This window comes from Psychrobacter sp. 1Y6 (genome assembly GCF_052258385.2).
GTDB lineage: Bacteria > Pseudomonadota > Gammaproteobacteria > Pseudomonadales > Moraxellaceae > Psychrobacter.
The window spans coordinates 1,753,284-1,771,441 of the sequence record NZ_JBQQEW020000001.1 but is presented as its reverse complement, the minus strand read 5'-3'; the positions used below and the strand labels follow the sequence as shown (position 1 = coordinate 1,771,441).

At 43.2% G+C, this 18,158-nt stretch carries 16 protein-coding genes; 6 read left to right on the top strand and 10 right to left on the bottom strand.

All coding sequences use genetic code 11. The annotated features are described in order from the left end of the window. Positions 1–123: 123 nt before the first annotated feature. From ACTXGF_RS21080 to ACTXGF_RS21065, 4 genes are all read left to right on the top strand, one after another. The gene (locus ACTXGF_RS21080) at positions 124–1,794 is read left to right on the top strand and encodes a fatty acid--CoA ligase (RefSeq protein ID WP_443534791.1); all 1,671 of its coding nucleotides are present in this window, start codon (positions 124–126) and stop codon (positions 1,792–1,794) included. A 167-nt stretch (positions 1,795–1,961) separates the two neighbouring features. Then, complete coding sequence (locus ACTXGF_RS21075) at positions 1,962–2,441, top strand: acyl-CoA thioesterase (RefSeq protein WP_443534789.1); 480 nt, start codon at positions 1,962–1,964, stop codon at positions 2,439–2,441. Between the two features lie 204 nt (positions 2,442–2,645). Beyond that, positions 2,646–3,641, top strand: a complete 996-nt coding sequence (locus ACTXGF_RS21070; RefSeq protein ID WP_522885863.1) for a hypothetical protein — start codon at positions 2,646–2,648, stop codon at positions 3,639–3,641. A gap of 135 nt (positions 3,642–3,776) precedes the next feature. Beyond that, positions 3,777–4,604: a hypothetical protein gene (locus ACTXGF_RS21065; RefSeq protein WP_443534785.1), complete on the top strand. Its 828-nt coding sequence runs from the start codon at positions 3,777–3,779 to the stop codon at positions 4,602–4,604. 37 nt (positions 4,605–4,641) lie between these two features. Here the strand turns inward: ACTXGF_RS21065 and ACTXGF_RS21060 are convergent, their stop codons facing one another. From ACTXGF_RS21060 to ACTXGF_RS21040, 5 genes are all read right to left on the bottom strand, one after another. After that, a complete protein-coding gene (locus ACTXGF_RS21060) occupies positions 4,642–5,637 on the bottom strand; it encodes a glycosyltransferase family 2 protein (RefSeq protein WP_443534783.1) in 996 nt (331 codons plus the stop codon). Positions 5,638–5,698: 61 nt separating this feature from the next. Beyond that, positions 5,699–7,000 (bottom strand): hypothetical protein, encoded by a 1,302-nt coding sequence (locus tag ACTXGF_RS21055; protein WP_443534781.1) that lies wholly within the window; start codon positions 6,998–7,000, stop codon positions 5,699–5,701. Further along, positions 7,000–8,313 carry a glycosyltransferase gene (locus tag ACTXGF_RS21050; RefSeq protein WP_443534780.1) on the bottom strand — a complete coding sequence of 438 codons (1,314 nt, stop codon included), beginning with the start codon at positions 8,311–8,313 and terminating at the stop codon, positions 7,000–7,002. Before ACTXGF_RS21050 ends, ACTXGF_RS21055 begins: the two co-directional genes overlap by 1 nt. A gap of 175 nt (positions 8,314–8,488) precedes the next feature. Then, complete coding sequence (locus ACTXGF_RS21045) at positions 8,489–10,000, bottom strand: glycosyltransferase family 2 protein (RefSeq protein ID WP_443534778.1); 1,512 nt, start codon at positions 9,998–10,000, stop codon at positions 8,489–8,491. 474 nt (positions 10,001–10,474) lie between these two features. After that, a complete protein-coding gene (locus ACTXGF_RS21040) occupies positions 10,475–11,350 on the bottom strand; it encodes a LysR substrate-binding domain-containing protein (RefSeq protein ID WP_443534777.1) in 876 nt (291 codons plus the stop codon). Between the two features lie 127 nt (positions 11,351–11,477). On the opposite strand from ACTXGF_RS21040, the gene ACTXGF_RS21035 reads away from it, so the two are divergent. Together ACTXGF_RS21035 and ACTXGF_RS21030 are read left to right on the top strand one after the other, a co-directional pair. Further along, positions 11,478–12,179 (top strand): SDR family oxidoreductase, encoded by a 702-nt coding sequence (locus ACTXGF_RS21035; RefSeq protein ID WP_443534915.1) that lies wholly within the window; start codon positions 11,478–11,480, stop codon positions 12,177–12,179. A gap of 126 nt (positions 12,180–12,305) precedes the next feature. After that, positions 12,306–13,184 carry a DMT family transporter gene (locus ACTXGF_RS21030; RefSeq protein ID WP_341610643.1) on the top strand — a complete coding sequence of 293 codons (879 nt, stop codon included), beginning with the start codon at positions 12,306–12,308 and terminating at the stop codon, positions 13,182–13,184. Between the two features lie 225 nt (positions 13,185–13,409). Here the strand turns inward: ACTXGF_RS21030 and ACTXGF_RS21025 are convergent, their stop codons facing one another. From ACTXGF_RS21025 to ACTXGF_RS21005, 5 genes are all read right to left on the bottom strand, one after another. After that, positions 13,410–14,330: a homocysteine S-methyltransferase family protein gene (locus ACTXGF_RS21025; protein WP_443534776.1), complete on the bottom strand. Its 921-nt coding sequence runs from the start codon at positions 14,328–14,330 to the stop codon at positions 13,410–13,412. Between the two features lie 178 nt (positions 14,331–14,508). Beyond that, positions 14,509–15,186, bottom strand: a complete 678-nt coding sequence (locus tag ACTXGF_RS21020; RefSeq protein ID WP_443534775.1) for a DUF4377 domain-containing protein — start codon at positions 15,184–15,186, stop codon at positions 14,509–14,511. Positions 15,187–15,370: 184 nt separating this feature from the next. Then, a complete protein-coding gene (locus ACTXGF_RS21015) occupies positions 15,371–15,871 on the bottom strand; it encodes an META domain-containing protein (protein WP_296210449.1) in 501 nt (166 codons plus the stop codon). Between the two features lie 331 nt (positions 15,872–16,202). After that, positions 16,203–17,330 carry a zinc-binding dehydrogenase gene (locus tag ACTXGF_RS21010; protein WP_397477967.1) on the bottom strand — a complete coding sequence of 376 codons (1,128 nt, stop codon included), beginning with the start codon at positions 17,328–17,330 and terminating at the stop codon, positions 16,203–16,205. A gap of 127 nt (positions 17,331–17,457) precedes the next feature. Continuing rightward, the gene (locus ACTXGF_RS21005) at positions 17,458–18,135 is read right to left on the bottom strand and encodes a glutathione S-transferase family protein (RefSeq protein WP_443534773.1); all 678 of its coding nucleotides are present in this window, start codon (positions 18,133–18,135) and stop codon (positions 17,458–17,460) included. Between the last annotated feature and the right edge of the window lie 23 nt (positions 18,136–18,158).

Genomic DNA, 18,158 nt, shown 5'->3' with positions numbered 1-18,158 from the left:
TTAAAAGAGAGACAAAGCAACCGAGCGCAGATGTAACTGTGATACTTCAAGAGAGGTTAACGCTGTCACTCTTTTATAGAGGATTGACTATATCAAGGACAATTTATTATCAAGGAAGATACCATGACAACCATACTCAACGAACACGATAATTACCATCAAGCCGAAGAGGCGTATGGGTTCCCGTTAATTATCAAACAGCTACTAAACCGCGCCAAGATTGCTTCCACCAACCAAACCATTAGCTATGCCGACAAAGTCACTTATACCTATGCTGAGTTTTTTAAACGTATTAATCGCTTGGCCAATGTGTTAAAAAATATGGGCTTGCAGGCAGGTGATGTGGTCGCGGTCATGGACTGGGATAGTCATCGTTACCTTGAGGCCTACTTTGCAGTACCAATGTCGGGCATGATTTTGCAAACCGTTAATGTCCGTCTGTCTGAAGAAAAAGTGCTATATACCGTCAATCATGCTGCGCCAAAAGCCTTATTATTGAATGCTGAATTTGCGCCGATGATTAAAGATTATCGTGACGATGCGCCTTCTATCGAGCATGTAATGTGGGCTGATGATGCAGACGATAAAGCTGAGCTGCCAGACTATGTCGATGGCGAATATGAGGCGCTATTAGCAGCTGCCAGTGACGAGTTTGACTTCTCAGACTTTGATGAAAATACCATCGCTACTACGTTCTACACCAGTGGCACGACAGGTGATCCAAAAGGGGTTTTCTTTACTCATCGTCAGATCGTACTACAGACGATGGCAAGCACTTTGGCGTCAGCCCTCAATGCCGAAGGTCAAGGCGCGCGCTACAACGATGTCTATATGCCGATGACGCCTTTGTTCCATGTACATGCGTGGTGCTGGCCGTATGGCGCTACCATGATAGGACTCAAGCAAGTATATCCCGGGAGATATCTGGCACCAAAATTGGTCGACTTGATCGAGCAGCACAAAGTCACATTGTCACATGGTGTCCCAGCAATACTACAGATGCTCCTCAAAGAAATGGCAGAGCGCGGTCGCAAATTTGAAGATCTTAAACTGTTACTAGGTGGCTCAAAGCTTAATGAGGGCTTAGCCAAAGCCGCTATCGAGTGCGGTATCGAGTTTATGTCAGGGTTTGGAATGTCAGAGTCTTGCCCTGTACTGTCTCGAGCAGTATTCGATGACAAAACAGAGTCAATGACGCTAGAGGATAATCTTAACTATCGTTGTCTGTCAGGTTCACCCATTATGCTAGTGTCGATGGAGATCTGGGATGAAAATGGTAAACCACAACCCATGGATGGCAAATCGACAGGCGAGCTTGTGATACGCGCGCCTTGGTTGACCCAAAGTTATTTTAAAAATCCTGACGCAGGTAATGAGTTATGGAAAGGCGGCTGGATGCATACTCAAGATATCGCCTGCATGACCGCTGATGGTACGCTAAGCATTACCGATAGGCTAAAAGATGTTATCAAGTCAGGCGGTGAGTGGGTGTCCTCGCTCGAGGTCGAAACCATTTTGTCCTTTCATCCTAGCGTTGCTGATATCGCGGTGATTGGTGTGCCAGATGAGCGTTGGGGCGAGCGCCCCTTGGCATTGATCGTGCTAAAACCAGACCATGTCGACACAAAAATGGAAGATATTTTGGCATTGGGTCATCAAGCAGTAGAGAGAGGCCATCTGCCAAAATACGGTGTGCCAAGTGAAGTGAGGTTTTTGCCAGACATGCCAAAAACCAGCGTCGGTAAACTCGATAAAAAACGCATGCGTTCGATGTACTCAGAAAATCTCATCTAGTCAAACAATCCGGTCACCATCAAATCGACTTTGAAAAAAGTGAAAGCTTGCATAAACCCTAGTGTTTGACTAAATGCTAGGGATGGGGAAGGTGTGTGAGTCACGAGAACCCTGAGTTACACTCATCATCTATATAACAAAACCTGTCTAATAAAAAGAGAGAAACTATGGAAGCTGCGCCTACGTTCCCAAAAATACAAGAGATTGTCACAAGCGATGACAATCATCCATTGCATGACTTTACCGTTATTTATCCTCAGCAAGTGGAGTGGGGTGATATGGACTCCTTTGGTCATGTCAATAATGTGGTTTATTACGAATATGCTCAAAACGCTCGTATCTACTACAACAGGCGGCTTGGTCTATTTAACGAACAAACGTCTTCGGTGATGGCAGCCTCGTCATGTCGATACCTTAAATCGGTTGCTTACCCTGATGAATTATGGATTGGCGTCAAGGTCAAAAAAATCGGTAATTCAAGTCTGATTCATGAATATACCTATTACAGTACAGTGCAGAAAATAGTCGTTGCAATCGGTGAGTCGGTGTTGGTATATCTCGATAAATTGAGTGGGCAAAAAAAGCCGATCGATGAGTCGCAAAAAGAAGCGATTGCTGCGTTAGAGAATATTAATCAAGAAGCGTAACACCTAATATATCGGTCAAATAATGATTGGGGTTTTTAGTTAGGAAGTATTTATTAAGTAGACGTTAATTTTCATCTAAAAGGATTATTTATTTTTATGTATTAAAGAAAACGTAGTAGCAATTGGGATTGATAAGGATATCAACATAAAACAGGGAATAGATGAATGATGCTTTATATAGAAAGGCTATCTGTAGCTTTTGCTATGGTTGTAACATGCGTATCTGCACAAGCAATTGATCTTGTGACAACAGGCGACACGACTTTGAGTATCGGTGGTTACATCAAAGCAGAAGGTGCTTTTAACTCTCCTGATGAAGGCGAGTCGGAATTCAAGGGTAATTTACGCCAGTCTCGTATCAATATTAAGACGACCAAGTCGGTAGATGATAAAAAACTCACGGGGTTTGTCGAAGGTGATTTTTATGGCGATTACGCCAAGGGCGGCTCAAATCTGCGCTTGCGTCATGCGTATGTTCAGGTTGATGATTTGACAGTGGGTAAGACTTGGAACGGTCAGTTTTTGGCAGTGGCACCTCTGTCTACGGAGCAGCTTGACTTCTGGGGTACTGGTTTGGGCACGGCCTCTGGTGGTGGCTCTTATATTCGTCCAGATTTGACGTTGCACTATACTTATAAGGGGCTGCGCTTCACGGCTCAAGACCCTGTTTATGATAATGCGAGCTTACCTGATATGGTGGTAAGCTACAAAGATAAGATATCTAACTTTGACTATAACGTGGCTGTCACGGCTCGTGATGCTGAGAACGGAGATGGTTCAGATGTGGGTATCGGTGTTTCTTTAGCGGGCAAGCTGACATTGGGTAAAGATTCACTCCATGCCAGTATATACAATGGTAAAGGCATGGGTGCCTATTCTGCCATCTGTGTTGGAGGACCGCTAGTTATGAATGGCGGCGTAGACTGTGATGCCGAGGATGGGAAGCTCATCTCGCAAACGGGCTATAGCGTAGGATATAAGCATCAATTCACCCAAAAGCTGCGTGGCAACTTGCGTTATGGTGAGGTAAATGTAGACGATGCGGCAGACACTTCTGCCAATGTAAAAAGCGCAAACCTTATCTATGAGTATTTACCAGATTTAGATTTGGGTATTGAGTGGAGAAATCAGGATGTGACGACATTCCCATGGATGCCAGCAGGTCAGCAAATTGAAATTATGGCAAAATATGATTTTTAAATTAAATAAGTATGAAGTAGTAGACTTTTATTAAGATAAGGCTTTATCCATGCATAATAGGGGTAAAGCTTTTTCTATAAAAATCGCTAATAATGCTAAAGTAGCAATCAAAAGATTACATTAACTAAGGTTGCTATGTCTAATACAGAGTCCAATACAAAAAAACCAATACTTAAACAGAGTATCTCGCTGTCAGAGAAGAGCGAATACATATCTAATGACATAAGCACAGCGCGGTCTGCTTTCTTAACGCTACCAGTCGTTATACAGACTGCCTTGGATCAAGCTAAACGAGTCGTTCTAATTGCAAATAATCCTGCTGTGACCACGACGCAGCTTGAGATGCTATTACAGCCCGATGATGTCTTAGTGTTATTTAATCACTTTATTCACGCTGATTTTTTTGCTAGCCATCAGTTAGCTAGTTCACTACCTAAGCTGTTGTTTTTTCGGCAGATTGGTGATAGTAAGCTGCATTTTGGTCTACCACCTAGAAGCAATCATATATCAGTGATAGAGCAAATGGCAGAGACCGCGCCACTAGGGGTATTGACGAGCAACCAGCCTTATCAGTTTCCAACATTAGCTGATGATCCAAGCCTTAATGACGATCCTATCACTGCTCATCGCATCTTAGATATTTCTTCGAACATGCAAAAACTATTATCAAGCCCTACCTACCACAGTGTGCTATCAGAGCGTCATGAAGTCGTTGCTGACTATCCATGCTTTACCGATATTCATTCATCAGCGCCTTCATCCGGTTTTTTATTGTATCGGCTGATGCTGGCAGCTCGAGCATACTTACACCATATTCGAAAAACGAAACTACCGTTAGAGATAGTAATGATCGGCTTCAATGACAATGATAAAACTGCTCACTTTTGGCATGGTCATAATTGGGATTTTGAACGTCAGGAAATGAGTCGACTACCTAAAGGAGTGTCTATTCATCGGTACTAGAATATTGATTAGCTAAGTTTTCGTTAGCTAAAAATAGTCAAACATAAGGAGCGTCTGGACAATGGGCGCGCTTTATCTCGTTATCGCTAGGCTCTCGTCGTACAGCTATCAATACTGACTGTTCTTCGGTCCAATCAATCAGATCCATATCGGAAAACTGTGACAACCATCCTGCCATGGGCCAACAGTGCCATTTTTGATAGAAGCGATTGGCATTGACAATGATACTGTCCAAATGATTAAGAGGTGGCCGGTAGACACTATGCTGCTGATGATAAGCGATATCGGCAGTAAGGTAAAAATCGATACCTAACCGACGTGCTGTAAAGGCAAAATCGGTATCCTCTGCGCCATAACCTGTATATTGGGTGTCGAAACCGCCAATTTTATCAAAAGTCTGTCGCTTGATAGCGAAGCACAGGCTCCAAAATGCACCGTAATCATCAGTTTGTTTGATAGCGGTTTGCTCTGTTTCAGTAGGATATGAGTCAGCTTCATCAAAATTATAACGATAAGGGTTATAGACAGACAGCTCATCTAAAATAGAGACAGGCAGATGGTTAATTTTTAATTGTGCATTTTCTTCTACTGATAAAGGTCGCGTTAGATAGCGTGGTTGACCCATCAAAAGTGCATTAGGATATTGCAGAAGCTTCTCATACATTTGCTCAATAAACGTAGGCGCTACGATACAATCAACATCCAAAAAAATCAGCATATCGTGAGTTGCCTGCAACGCTCCAAGATTGCGATTATGTCCGATATCAAACTCTGTAGTTTTAATATCATCACCGTTATTCACAGCTGATTTAACCGTAGTCGGTAATTTCACGATATTTAATGAAAATTCAGCTAACTGATTGGGGTCAGCGTCGTCGTTGACGATAATGACTTCGGCTGGCTTTACACTACTGTTTTCTAGACTACTGAGTAGGTTGTAGAGATGACGATTACGACCATAGCAAGTCGTAATGACGGTCATCGATACAGTATTAGAAGTCGTGCTAGCGTTACTAGTTGGCTGAATGGTCATCGCTTGTCTTTACCTCGCTATCAGGTTGCCTTTTGTTTTTAATAAGTCAATATTTAATAAGTCAGTCTTTAATTGTTGATTTAGGTGTTAAGTTGAGTTGAGGAAGCAGCCAGTTTTCAAACCAACGCTTAGTGGTAGGATAATCAGTGGTGCTATGCATAAACGCTTGAGCAGCTGTTAGCGTAGTTGCGTTGGTTTCCTCGCCGCTATCTTCCTCACTGTTAATTTTTTCAATGCTATCGACCGAGGTAGTGAGGTGTGGTTTGCTTCGGCCATGAATGGTTTGGGCAATAGATTCAGATTGACCATCATTGACGCTCATTAAGGTTTTAAACTGCTGCCAATTTAGCGCTTTGTTTTGAGCGACTAACGCTTCAGCCATGACGGCCTGTTCATTATACGGCCTGTCATCAGGCACTACTATGAGCGGCGTATCGTAATGATACGCTTGCGCAACAGCGTTTAGGCCACAGGCCATCATCAAATAATCGCTATGACAAATAAATGGTATGACGTCATCTACCTCAGCTGAGATATCGACATAACATCGTTTGTCATCGTCTATAGGCCCGAGAGAGACAATTAATGCATCGGGTAGCAGTGAGCGTAAATCTGGTAATTTTTCGTCAATCGCTTTATGTCCACCGTAGCCTTTAATGACGGTGATAATAGGTGTTGTAGCTCCGGAATTGTATGTTAATTGAGCCTTGATAGATGGTAGGTTTGTAGATTTAAGATCAGAAGTTTCGCCACCTACGCTTAATTTTTCCAAAATATCTATAAAGCTCTCATAAGTGTATGACTCGGTTTTTTGAGAGTAGATAAAGTCAAGATAGAGCGTTTTATCACAGACCCATTCGGATGTCTGGGCAGACTCTAACGCTTTAGGATAAGGCGCTAGTAAGGCAAGCGCGCCAGCAAAAGCACCTATATGTGGCGCATCGTCGCGAATACCCGGAAGCCTAACGTAAAGGTAAGGAATACTTGCCGCACGGCAGAGCATGGCCACCTCGACGCTGACATCGATAATCATCAGATCGATCTTATGTTGAAAGATAGTATCTAGTATTTGGTGACTGCGTTTTTGGATATCGGTATTGCCTACGGGCGAGTAGTGTAGGCTGGCTGGTTGCCAATATTCTCCCGCACGACCTGCTAATATGTCATCGGGTCGTTCATCTTCTGCATTCAAACGCACGATTTGTTGTTCATTAATAGCGGTAAAACGATAGCTATCTATATCTAAGCTTGTAAATACCGTTAATTGCGATCTTACGTTATTAGGTAGCAATGCAGCCAGTTTGTCTGCCTGTCGGCAATGTCCTGAGCCGTGATGATGAGCATAATATCCAATACGCATCATTATGATCCCTCAGAAAAGCTAACAAGATTATTCTCAGTTTCAACTGGTGCTTGAATGGCTTGATTAAAAAATTGTAGGAAGTCTTTTGTTAAATCAGACAGCTCATAGCTGTTGATACCGTTAATACTATTGATATAACTTTCTGAATTGTCTTCTATTAACGCAGTTCTATTTTTTAACGCTGCTCGGTAAAGTTCCAGATAGCCGTCTACCATGGCTGACACTGAACAAAACTGCAAAGCACGGTCACGGCAGGCTTGGCGTGATATGTTTTTAATCGTAGAAAAACCATTGATAAAGGCGGCTTTGTCTTTTTTAGGTACGATGACTCCTGTCTCTGGAGTAATGATTTCGGCACTGGCTCCTGCATCGAAACCAATGACTGGTGTGCCACATGCCAAACTCTCAGCTAAGGTCAATCCGTATGGCTCGTCCCAAGTACTGGTAAATAGCATGGCAGTTGCTTGGCACAAATAATTATTGATCTCGTCCTGGGTGACATGACCTACATAACTGAATAGTTTGTCGTCGCCACTCTTACTGTCTTTAAATAACAAAGGGGCTACTTTTTGATTGAAGTAGTCTTCGTTGCTTTTAGGTCCTGCTATGATAAGTTTCTTCCCAGCTTCCATACAGTACCGCATGGCTAAATGAGTGCCTTTCTCAGGGCAGATGCGTCCATACCAGAAATATACCTCGTCATCGCTACCATTTGTATTGCCAAGCGATTCTGTATTGGCAGTAAAGGATTCGACGTCGATACCGTTGTATACCACTTGTGAGGGGACAAACTCAGCGAATAACTGCTGTTGGTGCTTACTAATTGCTGTAAATTGAGTGGTTGTACCAGAGCGCAGCGTCAAAAGAGCCAAACGTAACTGCGGAAAAATAGGCGTGTGAAAAGTGGTAAAAAACCTTTCGCCAAACGCTTGGCCTGTCATCATCGGAATGTGATGCAGACTGTGGTTATGTACGATATCAATCTCACCACGCTCATCACGTTCGATAATATCTCGTAAGGCTATCTGATAGGTGAGATATTGGTACATCTCTTCACGGCCCATGGCGACCGTTTCATGCTCATTATCATAGACCATCTTATTAAACTCATGACGAGTCAATAAAGGCACCAATGTTGCTTTCGTCTCGCTATCTTTATGAGCGTAAAGCAATACCTCATGACCTTGCGCCACCAATTCGTCACAAATCAATTGGGTAATCATTTCTAGACCACCCGCATATGGCTGGGCAATGGGATACAGTGAATGCGCAATAATGGCAATACGTAGCGGTGAATTCGAAGACCTAATCATGTTTTTAAGACCTTTATAGTTATAAGCATCATGGCTATAAGCGTTATGGTTAGTAGAATGGTGTATAGGGGACCTAGTATAGAAACGATAAAAGACAATAGAATGACCTTGGTTCAAAACTGGCTTATATAAATCGCAAGTTTTTGAGAATCACTATCTTTATAAGTACTGACTTTTACGAGTCGATAGTTTTTTTATCTTTAAATAAAGACGTCGCATAAGATGTCGTGATAGTCGTCTTTTTTTCATGGGCTACTTTTAGAGTCTTTTTTAGAACCTTACTCATACTTGGCATATCTGCTCGAGCATTAGAGAAATTATCCATTGCTACCTTGGCTGCGCTTAGTTTGAGAATACAAACTGCCGCTGCACATATAAATAGTACTGGTGAGTAGAGCGGTGAAAACGGTGCTACAACTAGGGCTGTAATGATATTTAGCACTAACAGCAGTTTTGGTAACGCCGCTATATTCTTAAGGAATAATGAATGTCGACTTTGGATATATTTTTGTTTTGGCGTACAGACAAAAGGTTTCTCTCGTCCCCACAGCACCGGAAGCCATGACAAGGCACCAATTTCCCAAAAGTTCAAATGCATCAACCATGCTCGTACTTTTCTGCCAAAACGTGGCTGATGGTCGTCATCTATTTGTTGATTGAGAGGCGATTGATCACGGCAATATGCCCACAAACGTCTAAAGATAAAAAACGCATAAACCGCATAAACCACATATAAAGGTGCAAGCATCGACATGTCAGCGTTATTTACCAAAAGCATGTCAACCATCACCAGTAATGAGCAGATATGCAAAAGGATAAAGAACCCTGTAAAATTGACCCAAGCACTCAATTGAGACAGATGAGCGCGTATATATGCTAGACGTTCACTCATACTTTTGGATTGCGATACATACTGAACTGGAGAGTGGTGCGGGACTGACAGGTAATCCGTGAGTACTTGCATATTGCCGTAGATCCAGCGTCGGCGTTGACATATTAGGTCATCTAGCGTGTTAGGCAGTAAACCCGTGGCAATAACTTCTGGTACAAACTGACTGCGAAAACCTTGTCGATGCATAAGCACGCCCATCTGAGCATCTTCAGTGATAGAAGCGCCTGACCAGCCTCCTATGCTCAAAAGATCCGAGCGTCGAATGACTGCATAAGTACCCGTTGATAAGGCGCGATTGCGATTAAAAGAGCGGTACAGATGATGGTTAAAATAGTGATTCAACTCGCTACGCGCATCGAGCTGTCCTTCATTACGATAAAACTGCGGAAACTGCAGTAGGGTATGCTCAGGATACTGGGCAATAGCCTGTGTAATAGAGGCTCTAGCATGTGGTAATGCTTGGTAATCACTATCGACCACCACAATGTGACTACAGTCTGGACTCATTAACCCAAGTGCCAAGTTTAAAGCGCCCGCTTTGAATCCTTCGACACGATCAATGTGATAAAAATGGACGTTCAATTTAGCGTCTAAGCTTTGGCAAAATGCTGCCAACGGCTCATATAACGATGTCTCTTTATTATTATTATCGATAATCAATATCTCATCGTGTGCTTCTTTTACTGCTAATAACGACTTTATCGTAGCAATAACCAACTCTGGAGGCTCAGCTCGCGTCATTAATTGAAAACTGAGTGCTGCGCTAGTCAAAGCTTCTTGTGTGTTAGCAGTCATGTCTGGTCCTTAAGCAGGTACAACAAGTGAAATTTATATAAAAAGAATGGCTTATAGACAATGTAAGTACTTGTATCTTCAATCTTTTATTGAATACCAATGCATACTAATACAAAATTAAGTAATGATTTAGCCGATAATTGTTTATGATAAATTAACTGTGTAAGTTGTACGTAATGTGACATAAAAAATTAGTGGTTTAACCACGTGAAAATCGGCTGCTTCTGGATTGAGAAGAGAGTAGGTAGCTGTGTTTTATTTTTGAGTTAGGATAGTTAGATATAAGGAAAAATTAGAAAAGACGAGGATAAAAAAGAAAGAAGGTCTGCATCATTATGTTGAAGCACGACTGTAGTAGGATAGAAAAGCACGACTGAAATCTTAGTTAGCTTTACAGGTTAAAAACGTTAATAAGTTTGAGATTAGATTATTTATATTGACGTTTAACTTAATGCTTAGCTAGCCCTGACTAAATCAAGCCAGTGCTAAATGAGTGACACACCAGTTCCAGACAGCGTCGACAGTTGGTGTTGATGATGAGTGTTTTTTGCGAACAAGATAATAATCTGGATCGACTGTTAGCGTTGACTCGCTTATCTGTACCAATCTTCCTGCATTCAAATCCGCTTGTACAAACGCCTGACAAGCAATCGCAACGCCTTGACCCGCTAGCGCTGCATCTAAAGCCAATGCGGTCTGGTTAAATACAGCACCGGCTAGCTTACCTGTAGTACCAAAAAATCGTGGCCAATGATGATGTGAGTCATGGAGCAATGGCATCTCTTGTAGCGCTTCAAGTGATATAGGCAGTTCTCTATTGGCCATTAAGTGAGGGCTAGCCACGGCTACGAGCGTTTGTTTGAACAGCAGCTGAGTATCAAATACCGCAGGGAATGGTGGGCGCGTCAGGCGTACCGCGATATCTACCTGATCACGGTCAAAGTCTGCAACGGACTCGGTCGCTACAGTACGCAACTCGACATCAGGGACCGCAGCAGTCAAAGCCGATAAGCGCGGCAATAATAGCTTAGTGGCAAAAGTCGGCGTCACGCTAATAGTGACAGTTTTAGGTTCTCTGAGTAGCTGAGCTGTTGCTTTATCCAAAATCTTAAAAGCGCAAGTAACTTCTGCAAAGTAAACAGAACCTTGGCTGGTGAGCGCCACGCCTTTTGGTAGTCTTTGAAACAAAGCAAAGCCGATATGCTTCTCTAGCATTCTTACCTGCTGAGCGACCGCGCCCTGTGTCACAAACAGCTCATCCGCCGCTGCCCGAAAATTAAGATGACGCCCTGCAGCCTCAAATGCACGTAAGGCATTGAGCGGTGGCAATGTACGATGACTGTTTGTCACTTTATTTTCCTAGACTGTAGATTTTCTACAGTCTAGCATCTTTTATTATGATGTTAGGAAGCTGATTTTATTGGTTATGATAAATGAAACGATAACTAATGGAGAAAGACATATGGATAATATTACAATGACAAAAAAAGTGGCGCTTATCACAGCAGGCGGGTCAGGCATGGGTGCTGCCGCTGCTCGTAAACTTGTAGCCGATGGTTATCATGTCGCTATTTTATCTTCCTCTGGTAAAGGTGAGGCCTTGGCAAAGGAGCTGGGCGGTATTGGTGTTACTGGCTCCAACCTTATTAATGAAGATGTACAACGTTTGGTTGATTCGGCGATGCAACAGTGGGGACGTATTGATGCGCTTGTAAACTCTGCTGGTCACGGCCCGCGCGCAACTATTTTAGACATCACTGATGAGGATTGGCATAAAGGGCTAGAGGTTTACTTTCTTAGTGCGGTACGTGCAATTCGTTTGGTCACGCCAATCATGGTGGCACAAGGTAGCGGTGCTATCGTCAATATATCTACTTCTTGGGTAACGCAGCCGACTGCGCTTTTTCCTACGTCAACGGCTTTTCGTGCCAGCCTTGGCGCTTTTACCAAGATTTTCTCAGATGATTATGCAGCAAAAGGTGTGCGTATTAATAATGTCTTACCTGGCTGGATTGATAGCTTGCCTGAAGTCGATGAGCGACGCGAGAGTGTACCGATGGGGCGTTATGGCACTTCTGAAGAAATCGCCTCAACGATTGCCTTTTTATTATCCGAAGCTGCTGGATACATCACTGGGCAGAATATACGGGTTGATGGTGGCGTCATTCGCTCTGTGTAACGAGTTAGTCAGTACAAGCCTATTGATACAAGATAGTTAATACCAGACTGTTAATACAAGCAATAAAACACTGTCGACGCTAGCTGTTTGAAAAAAGCAGCTCATCTATTTGTTAAGGCCAATGTTATGTTTCGAGCATATGCTGCACTGGTGCTTCTCGGGGTCATCTGGGGGTCGAATTTTATTTTTATGAAATGGGCGACGGCTCTAATCAGCCCCTCACAAACCGTATTTTTACGCCTGCTATTTGGGTTCTTGCCATTGGTTGCCGTTGCTTGGCACAGCAAAGTAATTACTCGGGCGCAGTTACAGCATTTGCCACACTTTATAGTGATGTCGGTGCTTGCAACTTCATTTTATTATTATGGATTTGTCGCAGGTACGGCGCTATTGCCCAGTAGCATTGCAGGTCTATTAAGTGGCTCAATCCCTATATTTACCTTTTTAGGCGCGGCGCTGTTCTTACCTGAAGAGCGTCCGACCAAGCAAATGGCGATTGGACTTGCGCTAGGATTTGCTGGTATCGCATTAAGTGCGCGACCATGGCAAGGCGCTACTGGTGTCTCACTCGTTGGCGTTTTATGGATGTTGGCAGGATCTTTGAGTGTGGGTGCATCTTTTGTGTATGCGCGGCGCTATCTGTCTCCTCTGAGATTGCCACCACTAGCGTTAGCCACTTGGCAAGTGGGGTTAGCCGTCATAACGCTTTCCGTACTCATTGATTTTGATGGTATAACCCAGCTGACGACAGATACTAGGGCAATGTGGGGAACGATACTTGGTCTGGGTGCTTTGGGTACTGGCGCTGCTTTTTTGATTTATTATTTTATTATTGAGACGTTAGGTTCAGTGCGGGCTGCTGGTGCTACTTATATTGCTCCAGTCGTTGCTGTAATCATTGGCGCGTTAATTGGCGAGGACATCACCAGCTTAGAAATTATAGCGTTGGTACTGATTTTAAGTGGGGTCCTACTGATACAAACGGGTAGACAGACTTCAGGGTAGCGGGAAAGAGGGTAGACTGTTAAGAATACAATACGCGTACTTATAACAAGCTAGTCGATAATTTCATTCAAGCCTGTAGCTGCTACTGAATTTTTCGATACGCTTACAGCCCTAGCTCCATGACCAGCAACATGCCGACCATCAAACAACATTCGATGGTCGTCAGCATGATGAACTCAATATTCTAACTATCTTACATTTTTCTATATTCAGATCAGCCTATATCTAAGCAGTAGTAGTGAAATGTTGGCTTAATTCCTGAATATGCTCAGGACCAATACCGCAGCAGCCACCGATTAATGAAGCGCCCTGTGCTTGCCACTTTTGTGCCCAGAGCAGATAGGCAGGCGGGGTTAAATCATCACGCACTTCATTAAGCGTATCATTTGCCACAGCATTTTTTGGTTGCGGCGGAAAGGCATTGGCATAAGCGCCAAGTTTGATATGCTGCGCTCGTTTTGCCTGCAGTACAGTTTGCGCAACATCTAGTGCTTGTTCGATGACATCAGGTTGGCAGCAGTTAAAGAGTATTGCCTCGACATCGAGAGCAGCCATCGTTGCTACGGCTTCCTCGACGGTTTCTCCTGAACGCAGACGTGGTACATCGATATTCATACTGTCTTCTAAAGTAAAAGCTACCCATAGCGGTTTATTGTCTGTATCTAGCGTACTAAGTAGCTCACGAACAGCGATAGACTCGGCGATTAGACTCTGAGTCTCAGCGAGCCAAAAATCGACATACGGATTTAGACCTTTGATCAGTGGGGTAGCGATATCTTCTACGTGGTCAGCATCAAACAAGTCTGCACGGTAGGAGCCAAACAGTGGCGGTATAGAGCCTGCTACTTTGGTTGCTGCGCCCTCTAGCGTCACTGCTGCACGTGCCATTTCACCTGACGCTGCTGCCAAATCTTGTGCTTGCGCCGCAAAACGTTCCTCGCCGATATGAAAGGGTACTAGCGCGTAACTGTTGGTCGTAATGACTGCCGCGCCGCTCTTAATATAAGCACGGTGTACATCACAAACGATCTCTGGCGCTTCTATCATTGCCAGTGCTGACCATTCAGGTTGACGAAACGGTGCACCGCGTTTCGCCAGTTCTCGTCCCATGCCACCATCAATAATTGTGGTTGTATTTGTTGGCATAACGAATCCTTCTTTATTGTGAGTAGACAAACCTGTAGAGGTGTTATTGTTAAAAATAGAATTATTTAAAGAAGCGAAATACTAGGCGTAATAAATGTCAGATGCAACCACAGGTTGAATAATGTTAACAATTAATCGTGTGGTTGCTTGTCTGTTTAGAGGGGTTATATCTTTATCACTAAGGCTGGGTTCTTTTCTTTTCAATGACTTGAATCAGTTTGCTCTGCACTGACGATGCATCAGCAGGTGGTCTAGCAACGGCTGTATTTTTTATAAGCAAGGTATATTCATAATCCGGCTCATAATCAAAACCCTCTATACCACTGTATCTATACTGCCAATCTGTTTGACTGCCTACTTGGTCAGCTGGCTTTGTTAAAAGGCAGGATTGTGGCGCAACGCCTACGCAGTCTACTTTATGGTCAGCGACAATGATCTTGCGTAATACATATGGCATGGCACGTACAGTTAGCTGACGCTCGCCATCTGGCTTTGATTGCTTGGCTGTTACTTCTACGTCACCTTCGACTTCTATATAGTCACCCATCGCCAATTTTTGCATTTGATAAGCATTCTGCTGACCAAAATTAGCTTTGCTAATAGACGCGGTATAGGACTTTCCATCTTGGGCTACGATAGTGACTTTTTGCTGATTTCTATCTTGCGAAGTAATACCTGTTACTTGACCGATTATCGCTTCAGCGCTGTTTGGCTTTAGGGTGCTTAGGAATGAGTTACTGTCTTCAATCTGGCTAATACTCGTTTTAGCATTCGAGTTGGCTTGGTTGTGACTGCTACACGCAGTTAGAGAGGATGTGGCAATGAGTGCCAAAGTGCAAAATTTAATAAACGACATGACATATCCTTATTATGGTTGATTTATATATTTATTTTTAATGCTCGATGAAACTGCCTAGAGCGATTTCTGTTACTGTTATTGTTGTGATGCTGAGGCTAGCAGTTTGTTGATATAAATAATGCCTCGCTGATTCATAGTGAGGCATTATTCATAAATTTAAGATAGAGCTACGTAACAGTCCTTAAGGTGTTTTTGTTTTAGGAACGGCTTTGAAGTGAGCCGTTTGATTGTCATTCTTAATGACTAGCACAGGGTTGTTATCGCTATTTTTACCAAAGCTGTATTTGCCTTGTACTGTTGTAGCAGCAGCACTATCAAACTGTGCTAAGTGTTCAGGGCAGGCCATTCGAGTACTTCTGATTGCACTCAGTTCTACCTCGCCATTCGTCACACTGTATCCTGCGCTCATATTGTTGCAAGTATTCATAAGGCTTACCATATTGCGACCTTCAACAGTCATAAAATCCAGCGTTAATGGTCTTGATGGATCAAAAAATAACGCTTCAACCAAGTCTCCATTATTAAGCTTGGCATCTATAAGGCGCCAATTATTCGCCTCTAACGTCTCTACTGTGATTGGCTGTACGGCTGGCTTGGTAACACTAGTCGTTGTTTGGCAGCCAGTCGCAAGTGCACTCATAACAAGCGTGGAGGCCATCATTATTTTCATTGTATTTTTCATAGTCATCTCTCAAAAAGTAGATAGTTTAAAATGTCTAATATTTTTATTTAAAAGTTAGCGTGTCTGGATTTTAATTATCACAAAGAAGTCATATAACTACAAGGACGCTTTGATTTTCAGATAAGGAGTCTACAGAAAGGCAATACTCGAAAAGACAATGTTCATAGAGTCAGCATTTAAAAAGGCTAAGTTACCGCCTTTTACTTACATCGTTCAATAACAATTAAGTACAAAAAAAGCAGATACCGTTATCAGTATCTGCTTTTTATATCAAAAATCAGTCTATGAGAAAGTTGCTATATCTTAAGTTATAACAGCTTTTTAGACATTATTAAGCTTGAGGCTTGATCAAGTACTTCTCACCAGTCGCCTGTTTGCCATAAGCGGCGATTGATTTTAACTGTAGCGCTTCTTCTAGGGTCACTTCATGCGTATAGCTGCTCGCAAAGGTGGTGGTGATTTCTTCTGCCACGCGTTTGCGCATGGACTGAACCGTTTCACTACCAAGTTTGCCAAGTGCATTGAACAATAAGAATCCATTCACACCCCACGCAAAACCAAAGTTACGGTTTAAGGTGATCGGACCACGGTCTAAGGCGCCATAAATATAAGCTTGTTTAAAGGTATTTGAGCCATAGACGCTGTATTCTTCTACGTCACGAGTAATAGCTGCTTCCATACAATTTAGAATATCGCTGGTGAGCTTACCGCCACCGATAGGGTCAAAAGAAATCGTAGCGCCTGTTTCAGTAATCGCGGCGGTCAAATCGGCAAGGAACGTCTCGCTGCTTGAGTTCACCACATACTTTGCGCCCATATCGCGCAATAGCTTTTCTTGCGAATCTTTACGTACGATATTCACCAAATCAACACCGTCTGCCATACAGATACGGTTTAGCATTTGGCCAAGGCTAGAAGCGGCTGCTGCATGTACGATGGCTTTGTGACCTTCAGCGCGCATGGTTTCGACCATTGCCAGTGAGGTGAGCGGGTTTACAAAAGACGATGCGGCCTCGGTAGCTGTCGTGCCGTCTTGCATTTCTATGCAACTTCTTACATTGACACAGTGGTATTGACGATATGTACCGCCACCAATCACCGCAACCATTTTGCCCATGAGTGCTTGTGCGGCTTCTGATGAGCCTGCTGCGACGACTGTACCAGCGCCTTCGTTACCGACAGGCGTGTCTTTATTTACCCGCGTTTTGAGTGATGGCATGAATTTCGCAGGCACATCAGCGGTAATGATCGGGCTGTCATCAGTGCCTGATTGTACAGCGGTTGACATATCAGCGGCGCTGAACATCACACCAAAATCAGAGGGGTTCAATGGCATGGCTTCCATGCGAACGACAACTTCGTCAGCACCGGGCTGTGGCATCTCGATGTCTTTTAAAGACAGGGTTAATTTGTTGTCATCACTGATGGTTGAAACCAGTTGTTTATTTTTATCGGTCATAAGATTTGCTCCTGCAAATAGTTGGATTTTTAGACCAATCCCTTTACGGCATTGGTCGTTCTTTAGATTATCGAGTTTTAGTAATTTTCTTAATGTGGCTCATTTTTAGTGGCCACATTGTCATATGTTATTTAGCGTTTGCGGCTTGGATTTGAGCTTTAACGTGTTGCATAAATTCAGGCATGTTTGCTTGACTGTCTGCCTGAACACTTTTTGCAATGTCAGTTTCACTCATGGCTTTGTTCCATTCTTTCATGCCATCCACTTCTGCCAGTACATCCCACTCAAGCTGAGTCGCGCCAAAAGCGTTGACAATGGTATTGACGTGATGAACATAAATATCAGCCATTGTGAATTGCTCACCTGCAATCCAAGGAGAAAATTTACATAAGCGATTCATGGCAATAATACCGCGGCCCAATACTTGACGTACTTCCTCTTTGATTGCGTTAGGTGCTTGAGTACCAGAAAATACATATGGAATCAGACGGCGGCTTGGTAGCTCAAAATACAGCTCTGCTATTTTCATAATCTGACGTACAGTCGCGCGTTCTGCTGCATCGGTAGGATATAGCGGCTGTTCAGGATAGGTTTCTTCCAAAAAGTCACAAATCACGTTAGATTCCGACAGATTAAAACCGTCAGGCATGGTGATCGCAGGTACTTTACCCACTGGACTGACGGTCAGTAGATCATCACTACCAGCGTACAAAAGGTCCTCTTGAAATGGAATGCCCTTATATAAAAGAGCGTGTTTTACTATGTTGTAATAGTTGCTTGCAGCAAAGCCGTGCAAAGTAATCATAAGTCATTCTTCCATTGTTGACG